Raw genomic sequence first — 20,120 nt, 5'->3', positions numbered from 1 at the left:
CAAATCCTCACTGAACCGCAACCGCAGGTGTGTTCCACAACACAACCGCAGCGGTTATCAGCAAATTGATCAGGGTCAGTGGCAGGCAGAATTTCCAGCTGAAATCCATCACCTGGTCATAACGCGGACGCGGGATGGAAGCGCGCAGCAGGATGAACAGCATGATGAAGAACGCGGTCTTCAGTGCGAACCAGACGAAGGACAGTTGCGGCAGGATGCCGAACGGACCGTGCCAGCCACCGAAGAACAGGGTGACCAGCAGCGCCGAGATCAGGATGATGCCGATGTATTCACCGACGAAGAACATGCCCCATTTCATACCGGCGTATTCAATGTGGTAACCGTCGGCCAGTTCCTGTTCCGCTTCCGGCTGGTCGAACGGGTGACGGTGAGTCACGGCGACGCCAGCGATGAAGAAGGTACAGAAGCCGAAGAACTGCGGAATGATGAACCACAGGTTCTGCGCCTGGTACTCGACGATGTCGCGCATGTTGAACGAGCCGACCTGCACCACGATGCCCATCAGGGCCAGGCCCATGAACACTTCGTAGGACACGGTCTGCGCCGAAGCACGCAAGCTGCCGAGCAGGGCGAACTTGTTGTTGCTCGACCAGCCGGCGAACAGCACCGCGTAGACCGACAGACCGGCCATGGCGAAGAAGAACAGCAGGCCGATGTTCAGATCCGCCACGCCCCAGGTCGGGGTGATCGGGATGATCGCGAACGCGATCAGCAGGGCGGACATGGCGACCACCGGTGCCAGGGTGAAGATCACCTTGTCGGCAAACGGCGGGGTCCAGTCTTCCTTGAAGAACATCTTCAGCATGTCGGCGGCGATCTGGAACATGCCGAACGGGCCAACGCGGTTCGGACCGTAACGGTCCTGCCACCAGCCCAGCAGGCGACGTTCGACAAAGCTCAGCAACGCGCCCGCGACCACGACGGCCAGCAGAATCACGATGGCTTTGATGACCGTCAGGATCACATCGATCACTTCAGGGGTGAACCAGGTCATTGCGCTGCCTCCTGCAGACCGTCGACGGACAGGCCGGCGAATGCCGGTGGAATGCCGGCGATGCCCGCAGGCAAGGCCACCAGACCCGCGCCCAGTTCTTCATTGATGCGCAGCGGCAGACGCAGGGTCTGGCCGGCCACGTTCAGGCTCAGCAGAGCACCGTCGTTGACGCCCAGGCGATCCGCTTCGGATTTGGCCAGCGCCACGTACGGAGCCGGGATGCGTTCCTGTACCGGTGCGGCTTTCGACGAGTTTTCGTCGCTGCCGAACAGGTGGTAGAACGGCACGGCCTGCCAGGTGCCCGGCGCCGGGTTGAATGCGCGCGGAGCAGCGGCGAACCAGTTCAGCGAATCGCCGGTGCTTTCGATCAGGCGGGTGCCCGGGTCGCCAGCACGCAGGTGACCACCGACTTCATCCTGGAACTTGTTCCAGGCTTGCGGCGAGTTCCAGCCCGGCGACCAGGCGAACGGCACTTGCTGACGCGGTTCGGCCGAGCCCGAGTAACCTTCCATGGAGAAGGCGAACGCGGTGTCTTTGTCTTGCGGGGTGCGCGGTTCGTGAACGCTGATGTCGGCGCGCATCGCGGTGCGACCGGAATAACGCAGCGGCTCACGCGCCAGTTTCAGACCCTTGATGCGGAACGCGGCAGACGGCGCGGCGTCGACGATACGCGCCAGTTGCTCGGTGCTCGACGCCACGGCAGCGGTGACGTGGTCGAGTTGCGTCCAGTCGATCGGCTGGTTCAGCAGGGTCGAGCGCAGGGCGTGCAGCCAGCGCCAGCCTTCGTGAACCAGGATGCTCGCATCCATGTATTGCGGATCGAAAACCTGGAAGAAGCGCTGGGCGCGGCCTTCCTGGCTGACCAGCGTACCGTCGCCTTCAGCGAAGCTTGCCGCTGGCAGCACCAGTTGCGCGCGGTCGGTGGTGGCGGTTTTCTGGTGGTCGGCAACGATCACGGCTTTCGCAGCGTTCAGCGCGGCATCGACCTTGGCTTTCGAGGTGCGGGTGTACAGATCGTTTTCCAGCACGACGATGGCGTCGGCCTTGCCGTCGATCACGGCTTGCAGCGCCGCGTCGACCGATTCGCCACCGAGCATGGCCAGGCCAAGGCTGTTGGCTTCCGGCACGATCAGGCTGATCGAACCGTTCTTCTCGCGCAGCTTCAGGGCTTTGGCGATGTTCGCCGCCGCTTCGATCAAGGCTTTGGAACCCAGCGAAGTACCGGCGATGATCAGCGGGCGCTTGGCCGCGAGCAGGGCGTCAGCGATGCGCTGAGCCAGTTCCAGTGCTTCGGCGTCCAGACCTTCAACGGCCGGGGCGCTGGCGTCCAGTGCGTGGGCCACAGCGAAGCCGATGCGCGCCAGATCGTCCGGAGCGGCGTGAACGCACTCTTCCGCGATGTCGTCGAGCTTGGTTTCCGCCAGGCTGGCGATGAACAGCGGGTTCAGTTCGTGCTGACCGATGTTCTTCACCGCGGCATCGAGCCACGGCTGAACGCGCATGGCTTCGGCCATGTCTTCAGCTTTGCCCTTGACCGACTGACGCAGGGACAGCGCCATACGGGCGGCGGTCTGGGTCAGGTCTTCACCGAGGACGAACACGGCGTCGTGGTCTTCGATGTCGCGCATGTTCGGCACTGGCAGCGGGCTGTCTTTGAGCACTTGCAGGACCAGACGGATGCGCTCCAGTTCGGAGGCTTCGATACCGGAGTAGAAATGCTCGGCGCCGACCAGTTCACGCAGCGCGTAGTTGCTTTCGAGGCTGGCACGCGGCGAACCGATACCGACGATATTGCGCCCGCGCAGCAGATCGGCTGCCTTGTCCAGCGCCTGATCCAGGCCCAGCTTGGTGCCGTCGGCCAGCAGTGGCTGACGTGGACGGTCGGTGCGGTTGACGTAGCCATAACCGAAACGGCCACGGTCGCACAGGAAGTACTGGTTCACCGAACCGTTGAAACGGTTTTCGATGCGACGCAGTTCGCCGTAACGCTCGCCCGGGGAAATGTTGCAACCGCTGGAGCAGCCATGGCAGATGCTCGGCGAGAACTGCATGTCCCATTTACGGTTGTAGCGCTCGGAGTGAGTCTTGTCGGTGAACACACCGGTCGGGCAGACCTCGGTGAGGTTGCCGGAGAACTCGCTTTCGAGGGTGCCGTCTTCAACGCGACCGAAGTACACGTTGTCGTGGGCGCCGAACACACCGAGGTCGGTGCCGCCGGCGTAGTCCTTGTAGAAACGCACGCAGCGGTAGCAGGCGATGCAGCGGTTCATTTCGTGGGAAATGAACGGGCCCAGTTGCTGGTTCTGGTGGGTGCGTTTGGTGAATCGATAACGGCGCTCGTTGTGGCCGGTCATCACCGTCATGTCTTGCAGGTGGCAGTGACCGCCTTCTTCGCACACAGGGCAGTCGTGCGGGTGGTTGGTCATCAGCCATTCGACAACACTGGCGCGGAACGCCTTGGATTCTTCATCGTCGATGGAGATCCAGGTGTTGTCGGTGGCAGGGGTCATGCAGGACATGACGATGCGACCACGGGTGTCGTTCTCGTCGGTGTACTGCTTGACCGCGCACTGGCGGCAGGCCCCAACGCTACCAAGCGCGGGGTGCCAGCAGAAATAAGGGATGTCGAGGCCCAGCGACAGACATGCCTGTAACAGGTTGTCTGCCCCGTCGACTTCGAGCGCTTTGCCGTCTACGTGGATAGTGGCCATGGTTCAAAGGTCTTCGTTGGCCCGGTGTCAGCGGGCGTGGCTAATGGAATCTTGTTATCCGTCCGAATCCAGTCAGCCCCGAAAGGCGTCATCGGACGAAAGGCGAAGGGCACGGACCCTTCGCCTTTTTAAGCGTTTACGCGCCGATTACGATCGGCCTTGCCAGAGGCGGGACGGCGGCGCTTGCAGGCGCGATACCGGCTTCGAACTCTGGACGGAAGTATTTGATGGCACTGCCCAGCGGCTCCACGGCACCCGGTGCGTGAGCACAGAAGGTCTTGCCTGGGCCGAGGAAGCCGACCAGACCCAGCAGGGTCTCGATGTCGCCTGGCTGACCACGGCCTTCTTCGATGGCCATCAAGAGCTTGACGCTCCATGGCAGGCCATCACGGCACGGGGTGCAGAAGCCGCAGGATTCGCGAGCGAAGAACTGCTCCATGTTGCGCAGCAAGGAGACCATGTTGACGCTGTCGTCCACCGCCATCGCCAGGCCGGTACCCATCCGGGTGCCCACTTTGGCGATGCCGCCGGCGTACATCTGTGCGTCGAGGTGTTCCGGCAACAGGAAACCGGTACCGGCGCCACCTGGCTGCCAAGCCTTGAGCTTGTAACCGTCTCGCATGCCGCCGGCGTAGTCTTCGAACAGCTCGCGACCGGTGACGCCGAATGGCAGCTCCCACAGCCCCGGATTCTTGACCTTGCCGGAGAAGCCCATGAGCTTGGTGCCCATGTCTTCGCTGCCTTCGCGGGCCAACGATTTGTACCAGTCAACGCCGTCGGCAATGATCGCCGGCACGTTGCACAGGGTTTCCACGTTGTTCACGCAGGTCGGCTTGCCCCACACGCCGACGGCGGCAGGGAAGGGCGGCTTGGAGCGCGGGTTGGCGCGGCGGCCTTCGAGGGAGTTGATCAGTGCGGTTTCTTCACCGCAGATGTAACGTCCGGCGCCGGTGTGGACGAACAGTTCGAAATCGAAACCGCTGCCCAGAATGTTCTTGCCCAGCAGGCCCGCAGCCTTGGCTTCTTCCACGGCACGATTCAAGTGCTTGGCGGCGGTGGTGTACTCGCCACGCAGGAAGATGTAGCCACGGTAGGTTTTCAGTGCGCGGGCACTGATCAGCATGCCTTCGATCAGCAGATGGGGGAGTTGCTCCATCAGCATGCGGTCTTTCCAGGTGTTCGGCTCCATCTCGTCCGCGTTGCACAGCAGGTAGCGGATGTTGATGGATTCGTCCTTGGGCATCAGGCCCCACTTCACGCCAGTGGGGAAGCCTGCACCGCCGCGACCTTTGAGGCCGGCGTCTTTCACGGTCTGGACGATGTCGTCCTGAGCCATGTCGGCGAAGGCTTTGCGCGCAGCGGCGTAACCGTTCTTGGCCTGGTATTCGTCGAGCCACACGGCTTCGCCGTCGTCACGCAGACGCCAGGTCAGCGGGTGAGTCTCGGCCGAACGCTTGATGCGGTTGGCGGGACCGAAAGATGTCAGGGTCATACGTAGCCCTCGAGCAGTTTGGCCACGCCGGCAGGCTGCACGTCGCCAAAGGTGTCGTCGTCGATCATCAACGCCGGTGCCTTGTCGCAGTTGCCGAGGCAGCAGACAGGCAGCAGGGTGAAACGACCGTCGGCGGTGGTCTGACCCAGGCCGATGCCCAGATTGTTCTGGATTTCGCTGACCACCGACTCGTGGCCGCCGATGTAGCAGACCATGCTGTCGCAGACGCGAATGATGTGACGGCCGACCGGCTGACGGAAGATCTGGCTGTAGAACGTCGCCACGCCTTCAACGTCGCTGGCCGGGATGCCGAGGATCTCGCCGATCGCGTACAGGGCGCCATCCGGCACCCAGCCGCGTTCCTTCTGAACGATCTTCAGGGCTTCGATCGACGCCGCGCGCGGGTCTTCGTAGTGATGCAGCTCGTGCTCGATGGCCGAGCGCTCGGTTTCACTCAAGGTGAAACGGTCTGTCTGGATAAGCGTGCTGTTCATGCTTAGCGGTCCACGTCGGCCATAACGAAGTCGATACTACCCAGGTACGCAATCAAGTCCGCGACCATGCTGCCTTTGATCACCGAAGGGATCTGTTGCAGGTGCGGGAAGCTCGGAGTGCGGATCCGGGTACGGTAGCTCATGGTGCCGCCGTCGCTCGTCAGGTAATAACTGTTGATGCCCTTGGTCGCTTCGATCATCTGGAAGGATTCGTTGGCCGGCATGACCGGGCCCCACGAAACTTGCAGGAAGTGCGTGATCAGGGTTTCGATGTGCTGCAGCGTGCGCTCTTTCGGCGGCGGCGTGGTCAGCGGGTGATCCGCCTTGTACGGGCCTTCCGGCATGTTGCGCATGCACTGGTCGATGATCTTGATGCTCTGGCGCATCTCTTCGACGCGCACCATGCAGCGATCGTAGGCATCGCCGTTGGCGGCCAGCGGTACTTCGAATTCGAAGTTCTCATAGCCGGAATACGGACGCGCTTTACGCAGGTCGAAGTCGCAACCGGTCGAACGCAGGCCGGCACCGGTGACGCCCCATTCCAGGGCTTCTTTGGTGTTGTACTGCGCGACGCCGATGGTCCGGCCTTTGAGGATGCTGTTCTGCAGGGCAGCCTTGGTGTATTCGTCGAGGCGCTTCGGCAGCCATTCAACGAAGTCTTTCACCAGTTTGTCCCAGCCGCGCGGCAGGTCGTGGGCGACGCCACCGATGCGGTACCAGGCCGGGTGCAGACGGAAACCGGTGATGGCTTCGATCACCGTGTACGCCTTCTGGCGGTCGGTGAAGGTGAAGAACACCGGGGTCATGGCGCCGACGTCCTGGATGTAGGTGCCCAGGAACAGCAGGTGGCTGGTGATCCGGAAGAACTCGGCCATCATGATGCGGATGACGTCGACCTTCTCCGGGACCTTGATGCCGGCCAGCTTCTCGACCGAGAGCACGTACGGCAGGTTGTTCATCACGCCGCCGAGGTAGTCGATACGGTCGGTGTACGGGATGAAGCTGTGCCAGGACTGACGCTCGGCCATCTTCTCGGCGCCACGGTGGTGGTAACCGATGTCCGGTACGCAGTCGACGATCTCTTCACCGTCGAGTTGCAGAATGATGCGGAACGCACCGTGCGCCGAAGGGTGGTTCGGGCCCAGGTTGAGGAACATGTAGTCCTCGTTGGCCCCGGAACGCTTCATGCCCCAGTCTTCAGGACGGAAGCGCGCGGCTTCTTCCTCAAGCTGCTGCTTGGCGAGGTTGAGGCTGAACGGATCGAATTCGGTGGCGCGCGCCGGGAAGTCCTTGCGCAGCGGGTGACCTTCCCAGGTCGGCGGCATCATGATGCGCGACAGGTGTGGGTGGCCTTTGAAGTCGATGCCGAACATGTCCCAGACTTCACGCTCGTACCAGTTGGCGTTCGGCCAGATGCTGGTGACGGTCGGCAAGCTCAGGTCGCTTTCGGACAAGGCGACTTTGATCATCACGTCACTATTACGCTCAAGCGACATGAGGTGATAGAACACGGTGAAGTCGGCGCCCGATGGCAGCCCTTGACGCTTGGTGCGCAGACGCTCGTCCACGCCGTGCAGGTCATAGAGCATGACGTACGGCTTGGGCAGGTTGCGCAGGAAGGTCAGGACTTCGACAAGTCTGGCGCGCGCCACCCACAGCACCGGCATGCCGGTGCGGGTCGACTGAGCGGTGAACGCTTCGGCGCCAAAACGGTTGTTCAATTCGACGACCACATCCTGGTCGTCTGCCTTATAAGGCGGGATGTACAGAGCGCTGCCTGTAGTCATGGTTATTTTTTCGCTTTCGGTCAACGTAAAGAATGAAGCCAGCTTCTCGTTTCTTTGAAACAGACTGGATCAGACTTCGTCAGGGCTGCGCAGATTGGTGACTGCGATTCGCTGTTCGCGGCGCTGTTCCTTTTGCGAAGGCATGTCGGCGCGATAAACGCCTTGGTCGCCAACGACCCAGGAAAGCGGACGACGCTCCTGTCCAATCGATTCCTGCAACAGCATCAAGCCTTGAAGGAATGCTTCTGGACGAGGCGGGCAGCCAGGTACGTAGACGTCCACGGGCAGGAACTTGTCCACCCCTTGAACCACGGAGTAGATGTCGTACATGCCACCGGAGTTGGCGCACGAACCCATGGAGATAACCCACTTAGGCTCGAGCATCTGCTCGTAGAGACGCTGAATGATCGGCGCCATCTTGATGAAGCAGGTACCGGCGATAACCATGAAGTCGGCCTGACGCGGTGATGCCCGGATAACTTCGGCGCCAAAGCGCGCGATGTCGTGGGGCGCCGTGAAGGCGGTGGTCATTTCCACGTAGCAGCACGAAAGGCCGAAGTTGTACGGCCACAGGGAGTTTTTACGCCCCCAGTTGACCGCGCCACTCAGCACGTCTTCGAGCTTGCCCATGAAAATGTTTTTGTGAACTTGATCCTCTAACGGATCGGAAACGGTTTCCCGTTCGCCGATCGGATACTGCTCGTTAGGAGCATCGGGGTCGATTCTGGTGAGATTGTATTGCATTGCCAAAGCCTCATTGTTTCAGCTTCGCCTGCCGCTTGCGACGAGCTTCCGGAGCCCAGTCAAGGGCGCCCACTCGGAACAGGTAGACAAGACCTGCCAACAGAATTGCTATGAAAACGAGAGCTTCGACGAATCCGGTCCAGCCGCTTTCGCGGACGGACACAGACCATGCAAAGAGAAAGAGGGCTTCGATATCGAAGATCACGAACAGCATCGCGACCAGATAGAATTTGGCTGAGAGCCGCAAGCGGGCGCCACCTGTAGGTAGCATGCCGGACTCGAACGGTTCGTTTTTGCTGCGGCCCCAGGCTTTTGACCCGAGGAGGCTGGAGACGCCAAGCATGAAGGCACACAGGCCGACGACACCCAGAAGGAAAATGGCAAAGCCCCAGTTGTGGGCCATGAGTCCTGTCGCTTCGGGCATGCTGGTAATCCTTAACAGAGAGCAAAGGTCTCTGAGCTTGATAAAGAAATAGGCAGTGACGATATGTCGCAGCAATCAATCGCGCTGATTTTATGGCTAAACACCCGGCAAGTAAAATTCCTATAGCGAAATTATTTATTGGAATAAGGACATAGCGTACCTCCAATGCCCTGCAGCCCATGCGTTGCGGGCATTAGCCGGGTTTATGCAAATAATGTTTTGTAGGGAATGTAACGAACATAGTTGCGGCTAAATGATAATTGATATCGTTTGGAGTGGTTTTGTAACTGTTTAGCGGCGCAGTAAACAGAAAGTTGTCTTATATGCCTGTTACTGCAAGTAGCGGTGGCGCCCGTTTTAGCTGATTTTTCTGGCGTTGGTACCGCTCTGGATCAATGTTTTTGTCCGAGCGACGTCCATCCCTGTAGGAGTGAGCCTGCTCGCGATAGCGGTGGGTCAGTCGCGCATCTGCAAGCTGACACTACGCTTTCGCGAGCAAGCCCGCTCCCACAAGGGGGGGGCTGTGGTGTTTGGGGAATCGGCGCGCAAAAAAAAACGCCCCGAACCAGTCGGGGCGTCAGTCTTGCGGCTTTGCGGTTAGCTTTCTATACGATCCGCAAAGGCCGTTTGCTCAGCGAAGCCGAATCAGTGGAACTGTTCTTCTTCGGTCGAACCGGTCAGCGCGGTCACCGAGGACGAGCCACCCTGAATCACGGTGGTCATGTCGTCGAAGTAGCCGGTGCCCACTTCCTGCTGGTGAGCCACGAAGGTGTAACCCTTGGCGGCGTCAGCGAATTCCTGCTCCTGCAGCTTCACGTAGGCAGTCATGTCGTTGCGGGCGTAGTCGTGCGCCAGGTTGAACATGCTGTGCCACATGTTGTGAATGCCGGCCAGGGTGATGAACTGGTGCTTGTAGCCCATGGCGGACAGTTCGCGCTGGAACTTGGCGATGGTCGCGTCGTCCAGGTTTTTCTTCCAGTTGAAGGAAGGCGAGCAGTTGTACGACAGCAGTTGGTCCGGGTATTCCTTCTTGATCGCTTCAGCGAAGCGACGGGCTTCTTCCAGATCCGGTTTGGCGGTTTCGCACCAGATCAGGTCGGCGTACGGTGCGTAGGCCAGGCCACGGGCAATCGCCTGATCCAGACCGGCACGTACCTTGTAGAAGCCTTCCTGAGTACGCTCGCCAGTCACGAACGGCTGGTCGTACGGATCGCAGTCCGAAGTCAGCAGGTCAGCCGCGTTGGCGTCGGTACGCGCCAGGATGATGGTCGGCGTGCCGGCAACGTCAGCCGCCAGACGAGCAGCGGTCAGCTTCTGTACGGCTTCCTGAGTTGGAACCAGTACCTTGCCGCCCATGTGGCCGCATTTTTTCACGGAAGCCAGTTGGTCTTCGAAGTGAACGCCGGCGGCGCCTGCTTCGATCATGCTCTTCATCAACTCGTAGGCGTTCAGTACGCCGCCGAAACCGGCTTCAGCGTCAGCCACGATTGGCGCGAAGTAGTCGATGTAGCCTTCGTCGCCCGGGTTCTTGCCGGCCTTCCACTGGATCTGGTCAGCACGACGGAACGAGTTGTTGATGCGCTTGACCACGGTTGGTACCGAGTCCACCGGGTACAGCGACTGGTCCGGGTACATCGATTCTGCGGAGTTGTTGTCCGCAGCCACCTGCCAGCCCGACAGGTAGATCGCCTGGATACCGGCCTTGACCTGCTGAACAGCCTGGCCGCCGGTCAGGGCGCCCATGCAGTTGACGAAATCTTTCTCTGGGCGGAAGGACGGCTTGGCACCCTGGGTCACCAGGTTCCACAGCTTCTCGGCGCCCATTTTCGCAAAGGTGTGCTCAGGTTGAACCGAGCCACGCAGACGGACGACGTCAGCAGCGGAGTAAGTGCGAGTCACGCCTTTCCAGCGCGGGTTTTCAGCCCAGTCTTTTTCAAGGGCTGCAATTTGCTGTTCGCGTGTCAGTGCCATGGAGATAAACCTCGTCGCGTCTTTATGAAAAGTTGTTCTGCGGTGGAAAATTCCTGCGCTCGCTGACCAGAAGCTTAGGTGGTCAAGTCGGATTCGGCGGGGGAGGCGACGGGATGAACGATGGGCTCGAGGGGAAGTGAGCAGGTAGTGGCGGACTGCGGGCGCATTCGGGCGTCGTGGGCCTTTATACGGACTACAGCGTGAAGCCGGGTTACCTAATTACGCTTCCGTCCCTCGGGACAACTTCGTTCCAGTCGGCAACCTCGTCAAACACACCTTGTGGGCGGTACAGACACGAAGCGGTTCGCGGGGTAGGTGCGAACATCGCTTCGAAGGCCCTTGCCAGGGCCTCTGATTAGCGGGAGCGAGGCCATCATGCCTTCGCTTTTTTGGCTCGTCAAACGTTTTGTAGTGCTTTTTTTCAAGCACTACATCTTTCGTCTAATACGACTAATCAGTCAGTTTTCGGTGCTTTAGTCCAGGGCGTCGACTTTGACCCGTAAAGTCATGTCATCCCGGCCTTGAGTCGAGTAGCTGCGGGTCAGGCCCTGTTTGTCGGCCTGAGTCTGGCGATTTACGCCGGCGAGGGTGATCCATTCGCCCAGGCGTCCGCTCACTGTTGTGTCGGTACTTTGCACGTTCACTACATCGGGACGTTCCTGGCTCATGCGGTCACGGTTGGTACTGATTGCCAGGTGAACGATGTCGCCGGTGACGCTGGCGGTGACGTAGAAGCCTTGAGTGACGTTGCGGTATTGGGTCTGGCTACTGTAATCGCCGTAGGAGTTGGTCTGGCTGCTGGTGATCGGCACACTTTGGCCGACCTGGATCAGCGCCGGCATGCCGTCGGTAGCCTGTACTTGCTGCACGCCGCCGTCACGGCTGGCGGTGCTGCGACTGATAATGCGGGTCTGATTCGGCTGCGCGCCGTTGACCGAGTAGCCTTCATCGCCGCGACCGTTGTTTTCATTGGTATCAACCGTGATCAACAGGCGTTTGGGCGCAGTATCGAGCTGGGTAATCAGCGCTTTGAGTTCCTGAATCTTGTCCGGCTCGGCCTTGATGATCAGTTGGTTGCCATAGGCGCTGACCTGACCGTCCTTGCCGATAAAGTCTTGCGCCATCGGCAACATGTCGGCGCTGGTGCGGTAGTTGAGAGGCACGATTTCTGTGGCTGCCATCACCGAAAAACTGCAACCGAGCAGCAGGGTGGTGAGCAGGGTGCGTAGGGACATGTCCGTTATCTCCGCTTTCGAAAGGCTTGATATTGCCAGTTTGTCGGCCCGGGGTGGGGCAAGTTGAATCGTAGACAGCAAAACGCCCCGGCATCGGTTGATGTCGGGGCGTTTTGTGGTGTTCTTGCTGGCCTCTTCGCGAGCAAGCTCGCTCCCACATTGAATCTCTGTCTGACACACAATCTGTGTCTGCTGCAGATCAACTGTGGGAGCGAGCTTGCTCGCGAAAGCCGCGCCGCGGTCTCAGGCCGAATGGCGAACCATATCGACATGCGGAATCCCGGCTTCGAGGAATTCCTCGCTGACCAGGCTGAAGCCCAGGCGCTCATAGAACGCCGTGGCCTGTACCTGGGCGCTGAGCATCTGCTGCTGCAGGCCACGGGCTTCGGCTTCGGCGATGACCGCTTGCATCAGCGCATCGCCTACCTTCATCCCGCGCCAGTCCTTCAACACCGAAACCCGACCAATGTGCCCGTCGGGCAGCAGGCGGGCGGTGCCGATCGGAAAGTCGCCTTCGAACGCCAGAAAATGCACGGCGGTCGCGTCATCGGCGTCCCATTCAAGCTCGGGTGGCACCGATTGTTCGGCGATGAACACCGTTTCACGAATGCGCCGGATCTCGGCGTTGTCCTTTTGCCAGTCTGCGACACGTACGCGAATCTTATTCATCGGCAAATCCCAGGCTGCCCTGTTTGACCAGTTCGCACAGCAGGCCGCGACCGTCTTCGTCGTTGAGCCACTCGCCGAGGTTGTCGACGTGCAGCGCATCGGCGGCGCAGATCATCTTCAGCAGCTCGCGCAGCTTGCCCGGCAGGTAACGGCTCTGGCCGCTGGCGAACAGCAGCAGATCGTCATCGACTTCCGACCAGGCCAGGCGCGCGCTCGGGTTGCGGATCAGCACCGCACCGTCCTGCAGAGCGTTGAGGAAGTCATCTTCTTCAACGTCTTCCGGGCCAACCACCAGTTCCGGGTAGCGTGGCTCGGTCATGTACTGGCCGAACCACGTCAGCAGCAGGCGCTCGTCACTCATGTGTTCGGCGAGCAGGCTTTTCAGGCGGCCGAGTGCATCGTGCTGGATCTGATGTGGATCATCGCTGACCGGCTTCGCATCGGCGTCGGTGTAGCGTTCTTCGTCAGTCAGGAACTGGCTGAGGAAGTCGGTGAAGTGGGTCAGCACTTCCGAGGCGCTTGGCGCACGGAAACCAACCGAGTAGGTCATGCAGTTGTCCACGGCGACACCGCAGTGAGCCAGGCGCGGCGGCAGGTAGAGCATGTCGCCCGGTTCCAGCACCCATTCTTCGGTTTCGTGGAATTCGGCGAGGATGCGCAGATCCGCGTGTTGCAGCAGCGGGCTCTCGGAGTCGCACATCTGGCCGATTTTCCAGTTGCGCTGGCCGTGGCCTTGCAGCAGGAACACGTCGTAATTGTCGAAGTGCGGGCCGACGCTGCCACCCGGGGCGGCGAAGCTGATCATCACGTCATCGACGCGCCAGCTCGGCAGGAAGCGGAAGTTTTCCAGCAGCTCGCTGACTTCCGGGACGAATTGATCAACGGCCTGAACGAGCAGGGTCCACTCTTTTTCCGGCAGCTTGCTGAATTCGTCTTCGGCGAACGGGCCGCGACGCAGCTCCCACGGGCGCTCGCCGTGCTCGATCACCAGGCGCGACTCGACCTCTTCTTCCAGGGCCAGGCCGGCGAGTTCGTCGGCGTCGATCGGGCTTTCGAAGTCAGGGATGGCCTGACGGATCAGCAGCGGCTTTTTCTGCCAGTAATCGCGCATGAATTCGCGCGCCGTGAGACCGCCCAAAAGTTGAAGAGGAGTATCAGGATTCATGTGTAACCTATTGAAAAAAAGCATTTTTCAGACGGGAATAAAAACGCCCGGCGCGGCCGGGCGTCTCAAACGGGTCAAGCGGTGAATCAGATGCGTTTGGCTTGCGCTACAGCGTTACCGATGTAGTTGGCCGGGGTCAGCTGTTTCAGCTCGGCTTTCGCTTCGGCTGGCATGTCCAGGCCGTCGATGAAAGTCTGCAGCGCTTGCGGGCTGATGCCCTTGCCGCGGGTCAGTTCTTTGAGCTTTTCGTACGGGTTTTCGATGTTGTAGCGGCGCATCACGGTCTGGATCGGCTCGGCCAATACTTCCCAGCAAGCGTCCAGATCGGCAGCGATCTTGTCAGCGTTCAGCTCAAGCTTGCTGATGCCTTTGAGGCTGGCTTCGTAGGCGATCACGCTGTGAGCGAAGCCCACACCGAGGTTGCGCAGTACGGTGGAGTCGGTCAGGTCGCGCTGCCAGCGGGAAATTGGCAGTTTGCTCGCCAGGTGCTGGAACAGTGCATTGGCGATGCCCAGGTTGCCTTCGGAGTTTTCGAAGTCGATCGGGTTGACCTTGTGTGGCATGGTCGACGAACCGATTTCGCCAGCGATGGTGCGCTGTTTGAAATAACCGAGGGAGATGTAGCCCCAGATGTCACGGTCGAAGTCGATCAGGATGGTGTTGAAGCGCGCGATCGCGTCGAACAGCTCGGCGATGTAGTCATGCGGTTCGATCTGCGTGGTGTACGGGTTGAAGCCCAGGCCCAGTTCGTCTTCGATGAAGGCGCGGGCGTTGGCTTCCCAGTCGATCTGCGGGTAGGCCGACAGGTGCGCGTTGTAGTTGCCTACGGCGCCGTTGATCTTGCCCAGCAGCGGCACGGCAGCGACTTGAGCGATCTGACGCTCGAGACGGTAAACCACGTTCGCCAGCTCTTTACCCAGAGTAGTCGGGGAGGCCGGTTGGCCGTGGGTGCGCGACAGCATCGGCACGTCGGCGAAACGGATCGCCAGTTCGCGGATGGCGTTGGCAGTCTGGCGCATCAGCGGCAGCATCACGTCGTCACGGCCTTCGCGCAGCATCAGGGCGTGGGACAGGTTGTTGATGTCTTCGCTGGTGCAGGCAAAGTGGATGAACTCGCTGACCTTGGCCAGCTCCGGCAGCTTGGCCGCCTGCTCCTTGAGCAGGTATTCGATCGCCTTGACGTCGTGGTTGGTGGTGCGCTCGATCTCTTTGACGCGCTCGGCGTGCTCCAGCGAGAAGTTTTCAGCCAGTTCATTGAGAACGGCGTTGGCCTCGGCGGAGAAGGCTGGCACTTCCGGGATACCGGCGTGGGCGGCCAGGCGCTGGAGCCAGCGCACTTCAACCAGGACGCGGGCACGGATCAGGCCGTACTCGCTGAAAATCGGGCGCAGGGCCTGGGTTTTGCCGGCGTAGCGGCCGTCAACAGGGGAAACCGCAGTGAGCGAAGAGAGCTGCATGGGGTGTTCTCGGACAGTCGGGCAACGAAATGGGGCGCGTATCATACATGAAAAAATCCGCCGGTCCGTTGCCAACTGACCGGCGTATTACGCGCTACAAACTACAAAACTTTTATTGCGCGACGATTTACTCGCTGCGCATCAACGGATACAGCTCTTTGAGCAGCTTGCGCCGACTGATCACCAACTGCCAGCGGTGGCCGCCGAGCTGCCGCCACAGGCGTGCCGAACGGATGCCGGCCAGCAGCAGGGCGCGGATCTTCGAAGCGTTGCTCGGTTGCTGCAGGTTGCGCATGTCGCCATGCACCTGAATCCGCTGGCGCAGCGTGCTCAGGGTGTCCTGATACAGCGCACCGCAGGCGGCGATCACGTTTTCGTGGGCCGGGCCGAAGTGTTCGACCTGCGACTGGATCTGCGGCAGGCGTTTGCCAATGGTGTCGAGCATGTCGTCACGTTTGGCCAGTTGGCGTTCCAGGCCGAGCATCGACAGGGCATAGCGCAGCGGTTCGCGTTGCAGGGTGCTCGGGTCGCGCTCGAGGGCGCCGATCAATGCCCGATAACCCTCGCGCAGATTGAGGTCGTCGCCGCCGTACACGTCCAGTGTGTCCTTCGGGTCGCGTACCAGCAGGCTGCCGAGCATGCAGCTCAGGCCGGCCTCGCTGGTCTGGCCGGTCTTGGCGATGCGGTCGACCAGCACCGCGGCGAGGAACACGCCGCCCAGCGCCGTCAGTTGCTCCTGAGTCGGGCTCATGCCTGGCCGCTCCACGGCTCGGCAACCTCGATCACGCCGCCACCGAGGCAGATTTCACCGTCATAGAACACCACGGACTGACCCGGGGTTACCGCGCGTTGCGGTTCGTCGAACACGGCGCGGTAGCCGTTTTCGGTTTTTTCCAGGGTGCAAGCCTGATCGCTCTGGCGATAACGCACTTTGGCGGTCAGGCGCAGCGGCTGGCTCAGGTCGATCGGATTGACCCAGTAGATTTCCGAAGCGAGCAGGGCGCTGGAGAACAGCCACGGATGGTTGTTGCCCTGGCCGACGATCAGCTCGTTGCTGTCCAGATCCTTGCGCAGCACGTACCACGGCTCGTCGCCCGCGTCTTTCAGGCCGCCGATACCCAGGCCCTGACGCTGACCGATGGTGTGGTACATCAAGCCGTGGTGACGGCCGATGACTTCGCCTTCGGTGGTCTTGATCTCGCCCGGTTGTGCCGGCAGGTATTGCTTGAGGAAGTCGCTGAAACGTCGCTCACCGATGAAGCAGATCCCGGTGGAATCCTTCTTCTTGGCGGTCGCCAGCTCGTATTTCTCGGCAATGGCGCGCACTTCGGGCTTTTCCAGTTCACCGACCGGGAACAGGGTCTTGGCGATCTGTTCGCCGCCGACAGCGTGCAGGAAGTAGCTCTGGTCCTTGTTCGGATCGAGGCCCTTGAGCAGTTCGGTACGACCATCGATGTCGCGACGGCGCACGTAATGGCCGGTGGCGATCAGGTCGGCGCCAAGCATCATGGCGTAGTCGAGGAACGCTTTGAACTTGATCTCGCGGTTGCACAGGATGTCCGGGTTCGGCGTGCGACCGGCCTTGTATTCGGCCAGGAAGTGCTCGAACACGTTGTCCCAGTACTCGGCGGCGAAGTTGGCGGTGTGCAGCTTGATGCCGATCTTGTCGCACACGGCCTGGGCATCCGCCAGGTCGTCCATGGCGGTGCAGTATTCCGTTCCGTCGTCTTCTTCCCAGTTCTTCATGAACAGGCCTTCCACCTCGTAACCCTGCTCGATCAGCAGGAGAGCGGAAACGGAAGAGTCCACGCCGCCGGACATGCCGACAATGACGCGCTTCTTGGATGTGTCAGAAGGGGCTGGATCACGCATAGGGATTCAATGAGTGTCTTGAAAAAGGACGCGATTCTAGCAGGCTCACGGCCTCAAGGCTAAAGAGAAGGGCGGATCAGTTCGAGACTGAAGTGATGACCGGCCAGATAGTCGTCGATGCAGCGGATGATCAGCTCGCTGCGCCAGTTGTCGCGCTGGGCGATTAATTCGCTGCGGGTCAACCACTTGGCGCCGACGATGCCATCGTCGAGTTGATAGTCCGGGTGGTGTTTCACCGCTTTGGCGCTGAAGCACACGCGTTGATAAGTCACGCCGTTGCTCGGCGCGGTATACAGATAAATGCCGATCACGCCGGTGGGTTCGACGTCCCAGCCGGTTTCCTCAAGGGTTTCGCGGATGGCGGCGTCGATCAGGGTCTCGTTCGGGTCCAGATGACCGGCCGGCTGGTTGAGCACGTTACGCCCGGCCTTGTGTTCTTCGACCATCAGGAAGCGACCGTTGTCTTCGACGATGGTGGCAACGGTGATGTGGGGGAGCCATTCCATAAATCTTCCTCAATCTATTGGTTAAACCCCAATCCCCTGTGGGAGCGGGCTTGCTCGCGAAAGCGGTGGGTCAGTCAATGACGATGTTGAATGATAAACCGCATTCGCGAGCAAGCCCGCTCCCACAGGGGGTTCGTGTTGTATTCGGAAACAGAAACCCCGGCACTGGGCCGGGGCTTCTTTGCAGCATTACAAGCTTAAACCAGCGCAGCAATCGCCGCGTTGAAGGTTGCGCTTGGGCGCATGGCCTTGCTGATCAGCTCGGCGTCGGCGTGGTAGTAACCACCGATGTCCACTGGCTTGCCCTGCACGGCGTTGAGCTCTGCAACGATGGTCGCCTCGTTCTCGGTCAGGGTTTTGGCCAGAGTCGCGAACTGCGCTTGCAGTGCAGTGTCTTCGGTCTGGGCGGCCAGGGCCTGAGCCCAGTACAGCGCCAGGTAGAAGTGGCTGCCGCGGTTGTCGATGTTGCCGACCTTGCGCGATGGCGACTTGTTGTTGTCGAGGAACTGACCGGTGGCCTGATCCAGGGTTTTCGACAGAACCAGCGCTTTCGGGTTGTTGTAGTTCACACCCAAATGCTCGAGGGAGGCTGCCAGAGCCAGGAATTCGCCCAGCGAATCCCAGCGCAGGAAGTTCTCTTCAACCAGTTGCTGCACGTGCTTCGGCGCCGAACCGCCGGCGCCGGTTTCGAACAGGCCACCGCCGTTCATCAGCGGCACGATCGACAGCATCTTGGCGCTGGTGCCCAGTTCCATGATCGGGAACAGGTCGGTCAGGTAGTCGCGCAGTACGTTGCCGGTCACCGAGATGGTGTCCTTGCCTTCGCGGGTGCGCTGCAGGGTGTACTTCATGGCATCGACCGGCGCCATGATCTGGATATCCAGACCAGTGGTGTCGTGATCCTTCAGGTAAGCCTGAACCTTCTCGATCACTACGCCGTCGTGGGCGCGCATCGGGTCCAGCCAGAAGATCGCCGGGGTGCTGCTGGCGCGAGCACGGTTGACAGCCAGTTTGACCCAGTCCTGGATCGGCGCATCTTTGGTCTGGCACATGCGGAAGATGTCGCCGGCTTCGACAGTCTGTTCCATCAGCAGGTTGCCCTTGCTGTCGGTGACGCGAACCACGCCGTCAGCCTTGATCTGGAAGGTCTTGTCGTGCGAGCCGTACTCTTCGGCTTTCTTCGCCATCAGGCCAACGTTTGGCACGCTGCCCATGGTGGTCGGATCGAACGCGCCATTGGCTTTGCAATCTTCGATCACAGCCTGGTAGATGGTTGCGTAGCAACGATCCGGGATCACTGCCTTGGTGTCGTGTAGCTGACCGTCGGTGCCCCACATCTTGCCGGAGTCACGGATCATTGCTGGCATCGAGGCGTCGACGATGACGTCGCTCGGCACGTGCAGGTTGGTGATGCCCTTGTCGGAGTTGACCATCGCCAGCGATGGGCGAGCAGCGTAGACCGCCGCGATGTCAGCTTCGATCTGTGCTTGCTGCTCGGCCGGCAGGGCCTTGATGCGCGCGTACAGATCACCGATGCCGTTGTTCAGGTTGAAGCCGATCTGGGCCAGCACGTCAGCGTGCTTGGTCAGGGCGTCTTTATAGAACTCGGCAACGATCTGGCCGAACATGATCGGGTCGGAGACCTTCATCATGGTCGCTTTCAGGTGCACCGAGAGCAGTACGCCTTGCGCCTTGGCGCTGTCGATTTCAGCGGCGATGAACGCGCGCAGGGCGTTTTTGCTCATCACGGCGCAGTCGAGGATCTCGCCAGCCTGAACGCTGGTTTTTTCTTTCAGGACGGTTGCGGTGCCGTCTTTGGCGATCAGCTCGATTTTCACAGCGTCAGCGGCGTCGATCAGGGCAGCTTTTTCGCTGCCGTAGAAATCGCCGGTGCTCATGTGAGCGACGTGGGATTTGGAGTCTTTGGCCCAGGCGCCCATTTTGTGCGGGTGCTTGCGGGCGTAGTTTTTTACCGACAGCGGAGCGCGGCGGTCGGAGTTGCCTTCACGCAGAACCGGGTTCACGGCGCTGCCCTTGACCTTGTCGTAACGCGCCTTGGCTTCTTTTTCGGCGTCGTTGGTCACGGTTTCCGGGTAGTCCGGCAGGTTGTAACCCTGGGCTTGCAGCTCTTTGATCGCCGCTTGCAGCTGAGGCACCGAAGCACTGATGTTCGGCAGCTTGATGATGTTGGCTTCAGGCGTAACGGCCAGGTCGCCCAGTTCGGCGAGGTGGTCGGCTACGGCTTTGTCGCCCAGTTGCTCGGGGAAGCTGGCCAGGATGCGTGCTGCAAGAGAGATATCGCGGGTTTCCACGGCGATATCGGCCGAGGCGGTGTAAGCCTCGATGATCGGCAGCAGGGAATAGGTGGCGAGGGCTGGAGCTTCGTCGGTGAAGGTATAGATGATCTTCGAGCGGGTGGGCATATTCGGATTAACTCTCTCTTCTTTGCTAAAGCGTGCGCAGAAACTCGAGGGGCGCCGGGTAAGCGCGTTCGTTCAAAGTCATCCATGAACCGAATGTCGAGATTCTTCGCGGTGATGTTGGGTGCATCAGTAGAGCGTCAAGCAGTCGGACTGCG

The 20,120-nt window shown here is 60.5% G+C and carries 16 protein-coding genes; all 16 read right to left on the bottom strand.

The window, feature by feature from the left end; translation table 11 throughout:
* Positions 1–7: 7 nt before the first annotated feature.
* Positions 8–1,015, bottom strand: coding sequence for an NADH-quinone oxidoreductase subunit NuoH (nuoH, locus tag J1G18_RS16310; protein ID WP_007964859.1), 1,008 nt, complete (start codon positions 1,013–1,015; stop codon positions 8–10).
* Positions 1,012–3,726 (bottom strand): NADH-quinone oxidoreductase subunit NuoG, encoded by a 2,715-nt coding sequence (gene nuoG, locus J1G18_RS16305; protein WP_223008068.1) that lies wholly within the window; start codon positions 3,724–3,726, stop codon positions 1,012–1,014. Before nuoG ends, nuoH begins: the two co-directional genes overlap by 4 nt.
* A gap of 136 nt (positions 3,727–3,862) precedes the next feature.
* Positions 3,863–5,218: an NADH-quinone oxidoreductase subunit NuoF gene (nuoF, locus tag J1G18_RS16300; protein ID WP_041073222.1), complete on the bottom strand. Its 1,356-nt coding sequence runs from the start codon at positions 5,216–5,218 to the stop codon at positions 3,863–3,865.
* Positions 5,215–5,712, bottom strand: coding sequence for an NADH-quinone oxidoreductase subunit NuoE (nuoE, locus tag J1G18_RS16295; RefSeq protein ID WP_003223804.1), 498 nt, complete (start codon positions 5,710–5,712; stop codon positions 5,215–5,217). Before nuoE ends, nuoF begins: the two co-directional genes overlap by 4 nt.
* Before the next feature lie 2 nt (positions 5,713–5,714).
* Complete coding sequence (nuoC, locus tag J1G18_RS16290) at positions 5,715–7,499, bottom strand: NADH-quinone oxidoreductase subunit C/D (RefSeq protein WP_003223807.1); 1,785 nt, start codon at positions 7,497–7,499, stop codon at positions 5,715–5,717.
* Between the two features lie 69 nt (positions 7,500–7,568).
* Positions 7,569–8,243 carry a NuoB/complex I 20 kDa subunit family protein gene (locus J1G18_RS16285; RefSeq protein ID WP_003223809.1) on the bottom strand — a complete coding sequence of 225 codons (675 nt, stop codon included), beginning with the start codon at positions 8,241–8,243 and terminating at the stop codon, positions 7,569–7,571.
* Positions 8,244–8,253: 10 nt separating this feature from the next.
* A complete protein-coding gene (locus tag J1G18_RS16280; protein WP_003223812.1) occupies positions 8,254–8,667 on the bottom strand; it encodes an NADH-quinone oxidoreductase subunit A in 414 nt (137 codons plus the stop codon).
* A gap of 645 nt (positions 8,668–9,312) precedes the next feature.
* On the bottom strand, positions 9,313–10,638 hold the full coding sequence (gene aceA, locus J1G18_RS16275; protein WP_003223815.1) for an isocitrate lyase: 1,326 nt from the start codon (positions 10,636–10,638) through the stop codon (positions 9,313–9,315).
* 473 nt (positions 10,639–11,111) lie between these two features.
* Entirely contained in the window at positions 11,112–11,873 is a 762-nt protein-coding gene (locus J1G18_RS16270) for a secretin N-terminal domain-containing protein (protein ID WP_096795640.1), read from the bottom strand.
* A 243-nt stretch (positions 11,874–12,116) separates the two neighbouring features.
* Complete coding sequence (locus tag J1G18_RS16265) at positions 12,117–12,542, bottom strand: GNAT family N-acetyltransferase (RefSeq protein ID WP_003223818.1); 426 nt, start codon at positions 12,540–12,542, stop codon at positions 12,117–12,119.
* A complete protein-coding gene (locus J1G18_RS16260) occupies positions 12,535–13,707 on the bottom strand; it encodes a cupin domain-containing protein (protein WP_003223820.1) in 1,173 nt (390 codons plus the stop codon). Before J1G18_RS16260 ends, J1G18_RS16265 begins: the two co-directional genes overlap by 8 nt.
* An 86-nt stretch (positions 13,708–13,793) precedes the next feature.
* Positions 13,794–15,164 carry an adenylosuccinate lyase gene (gene purB, locus J1G18_RS16255; protein WP_098968150.1) on the bottom strand — a complete coding sequence of 457 codons (1,371 nt, stop codon included), beginning with the start codon at positions 15,162–15,164 and terminating at the stop codon, positions 13,794–13,796.
* Between the two features lie 127 nt (positions 15,165–15,291).
* Positions 15,292–15,915 (bottom strand): high frequency lysogenization protein HflD, encoded by a 624-nt coding sequence (hflD, locus tag J1G18_RS16250; protein ID WP_003223824.1) that lies wholly within the window; start codon positions 15,913–15,915, stop codon positions 15,292–15,294.
* Entirely contained in the window at positions 15,912–17,036 is a 1,125-nt protein-coding gene (gene mnmA, locus J1G18_RS16245; RefSeq protein ID WP_096795638.1) for a tRNA 2-thiouridine(34) synthase MnmA, read from the bottom strand. Before mnmA ends, hflD begins: the two co-directional genes overlap by 4 nt.
* Before the next feature lie 59 nt (positions 17,037–17,095).
* Positions 17,096–17,542, bottom strand: coding sequence for an NUDIX hydrolase (locus tag J1G18_RS16240; RefSeq protein WP_007964846.1), 447 nt, complete (start codon positions 17,540–17,542; stop codon positions 17,096–17,098).
* A 197-nt stretch (positions 17,543–17,739) separates the two neighbouring features.
* The gene (locus tag J1G18_RS16235) at positions 17,740–19,965 is read right to left on the bottom strand and encodes an NADP-dependent isocitrate dehydrogenase (protein WP_223008067.1); all 2,226 of its coding nucleotides are present in this window, start codon (positions 19,963–19,965) and stop codon (positions 17,740–17,742) included.
* Positions 19,966–20,120: the final 155 nt, after the last annotated feature.

The organism is Pseudomonas sp. MIS38, assembly GCF_019891575.1.
Lineage (GTDB): Bacteria > Pseudomonadota > Gammaproteobacteria > Pseudomonadales > Pseudomonadaceae > Aquipseudomonas > Aquipseudomonas putida_A.
This window is presented reverse-complemented; position numbering and strand designations above follow the sequence as displayed.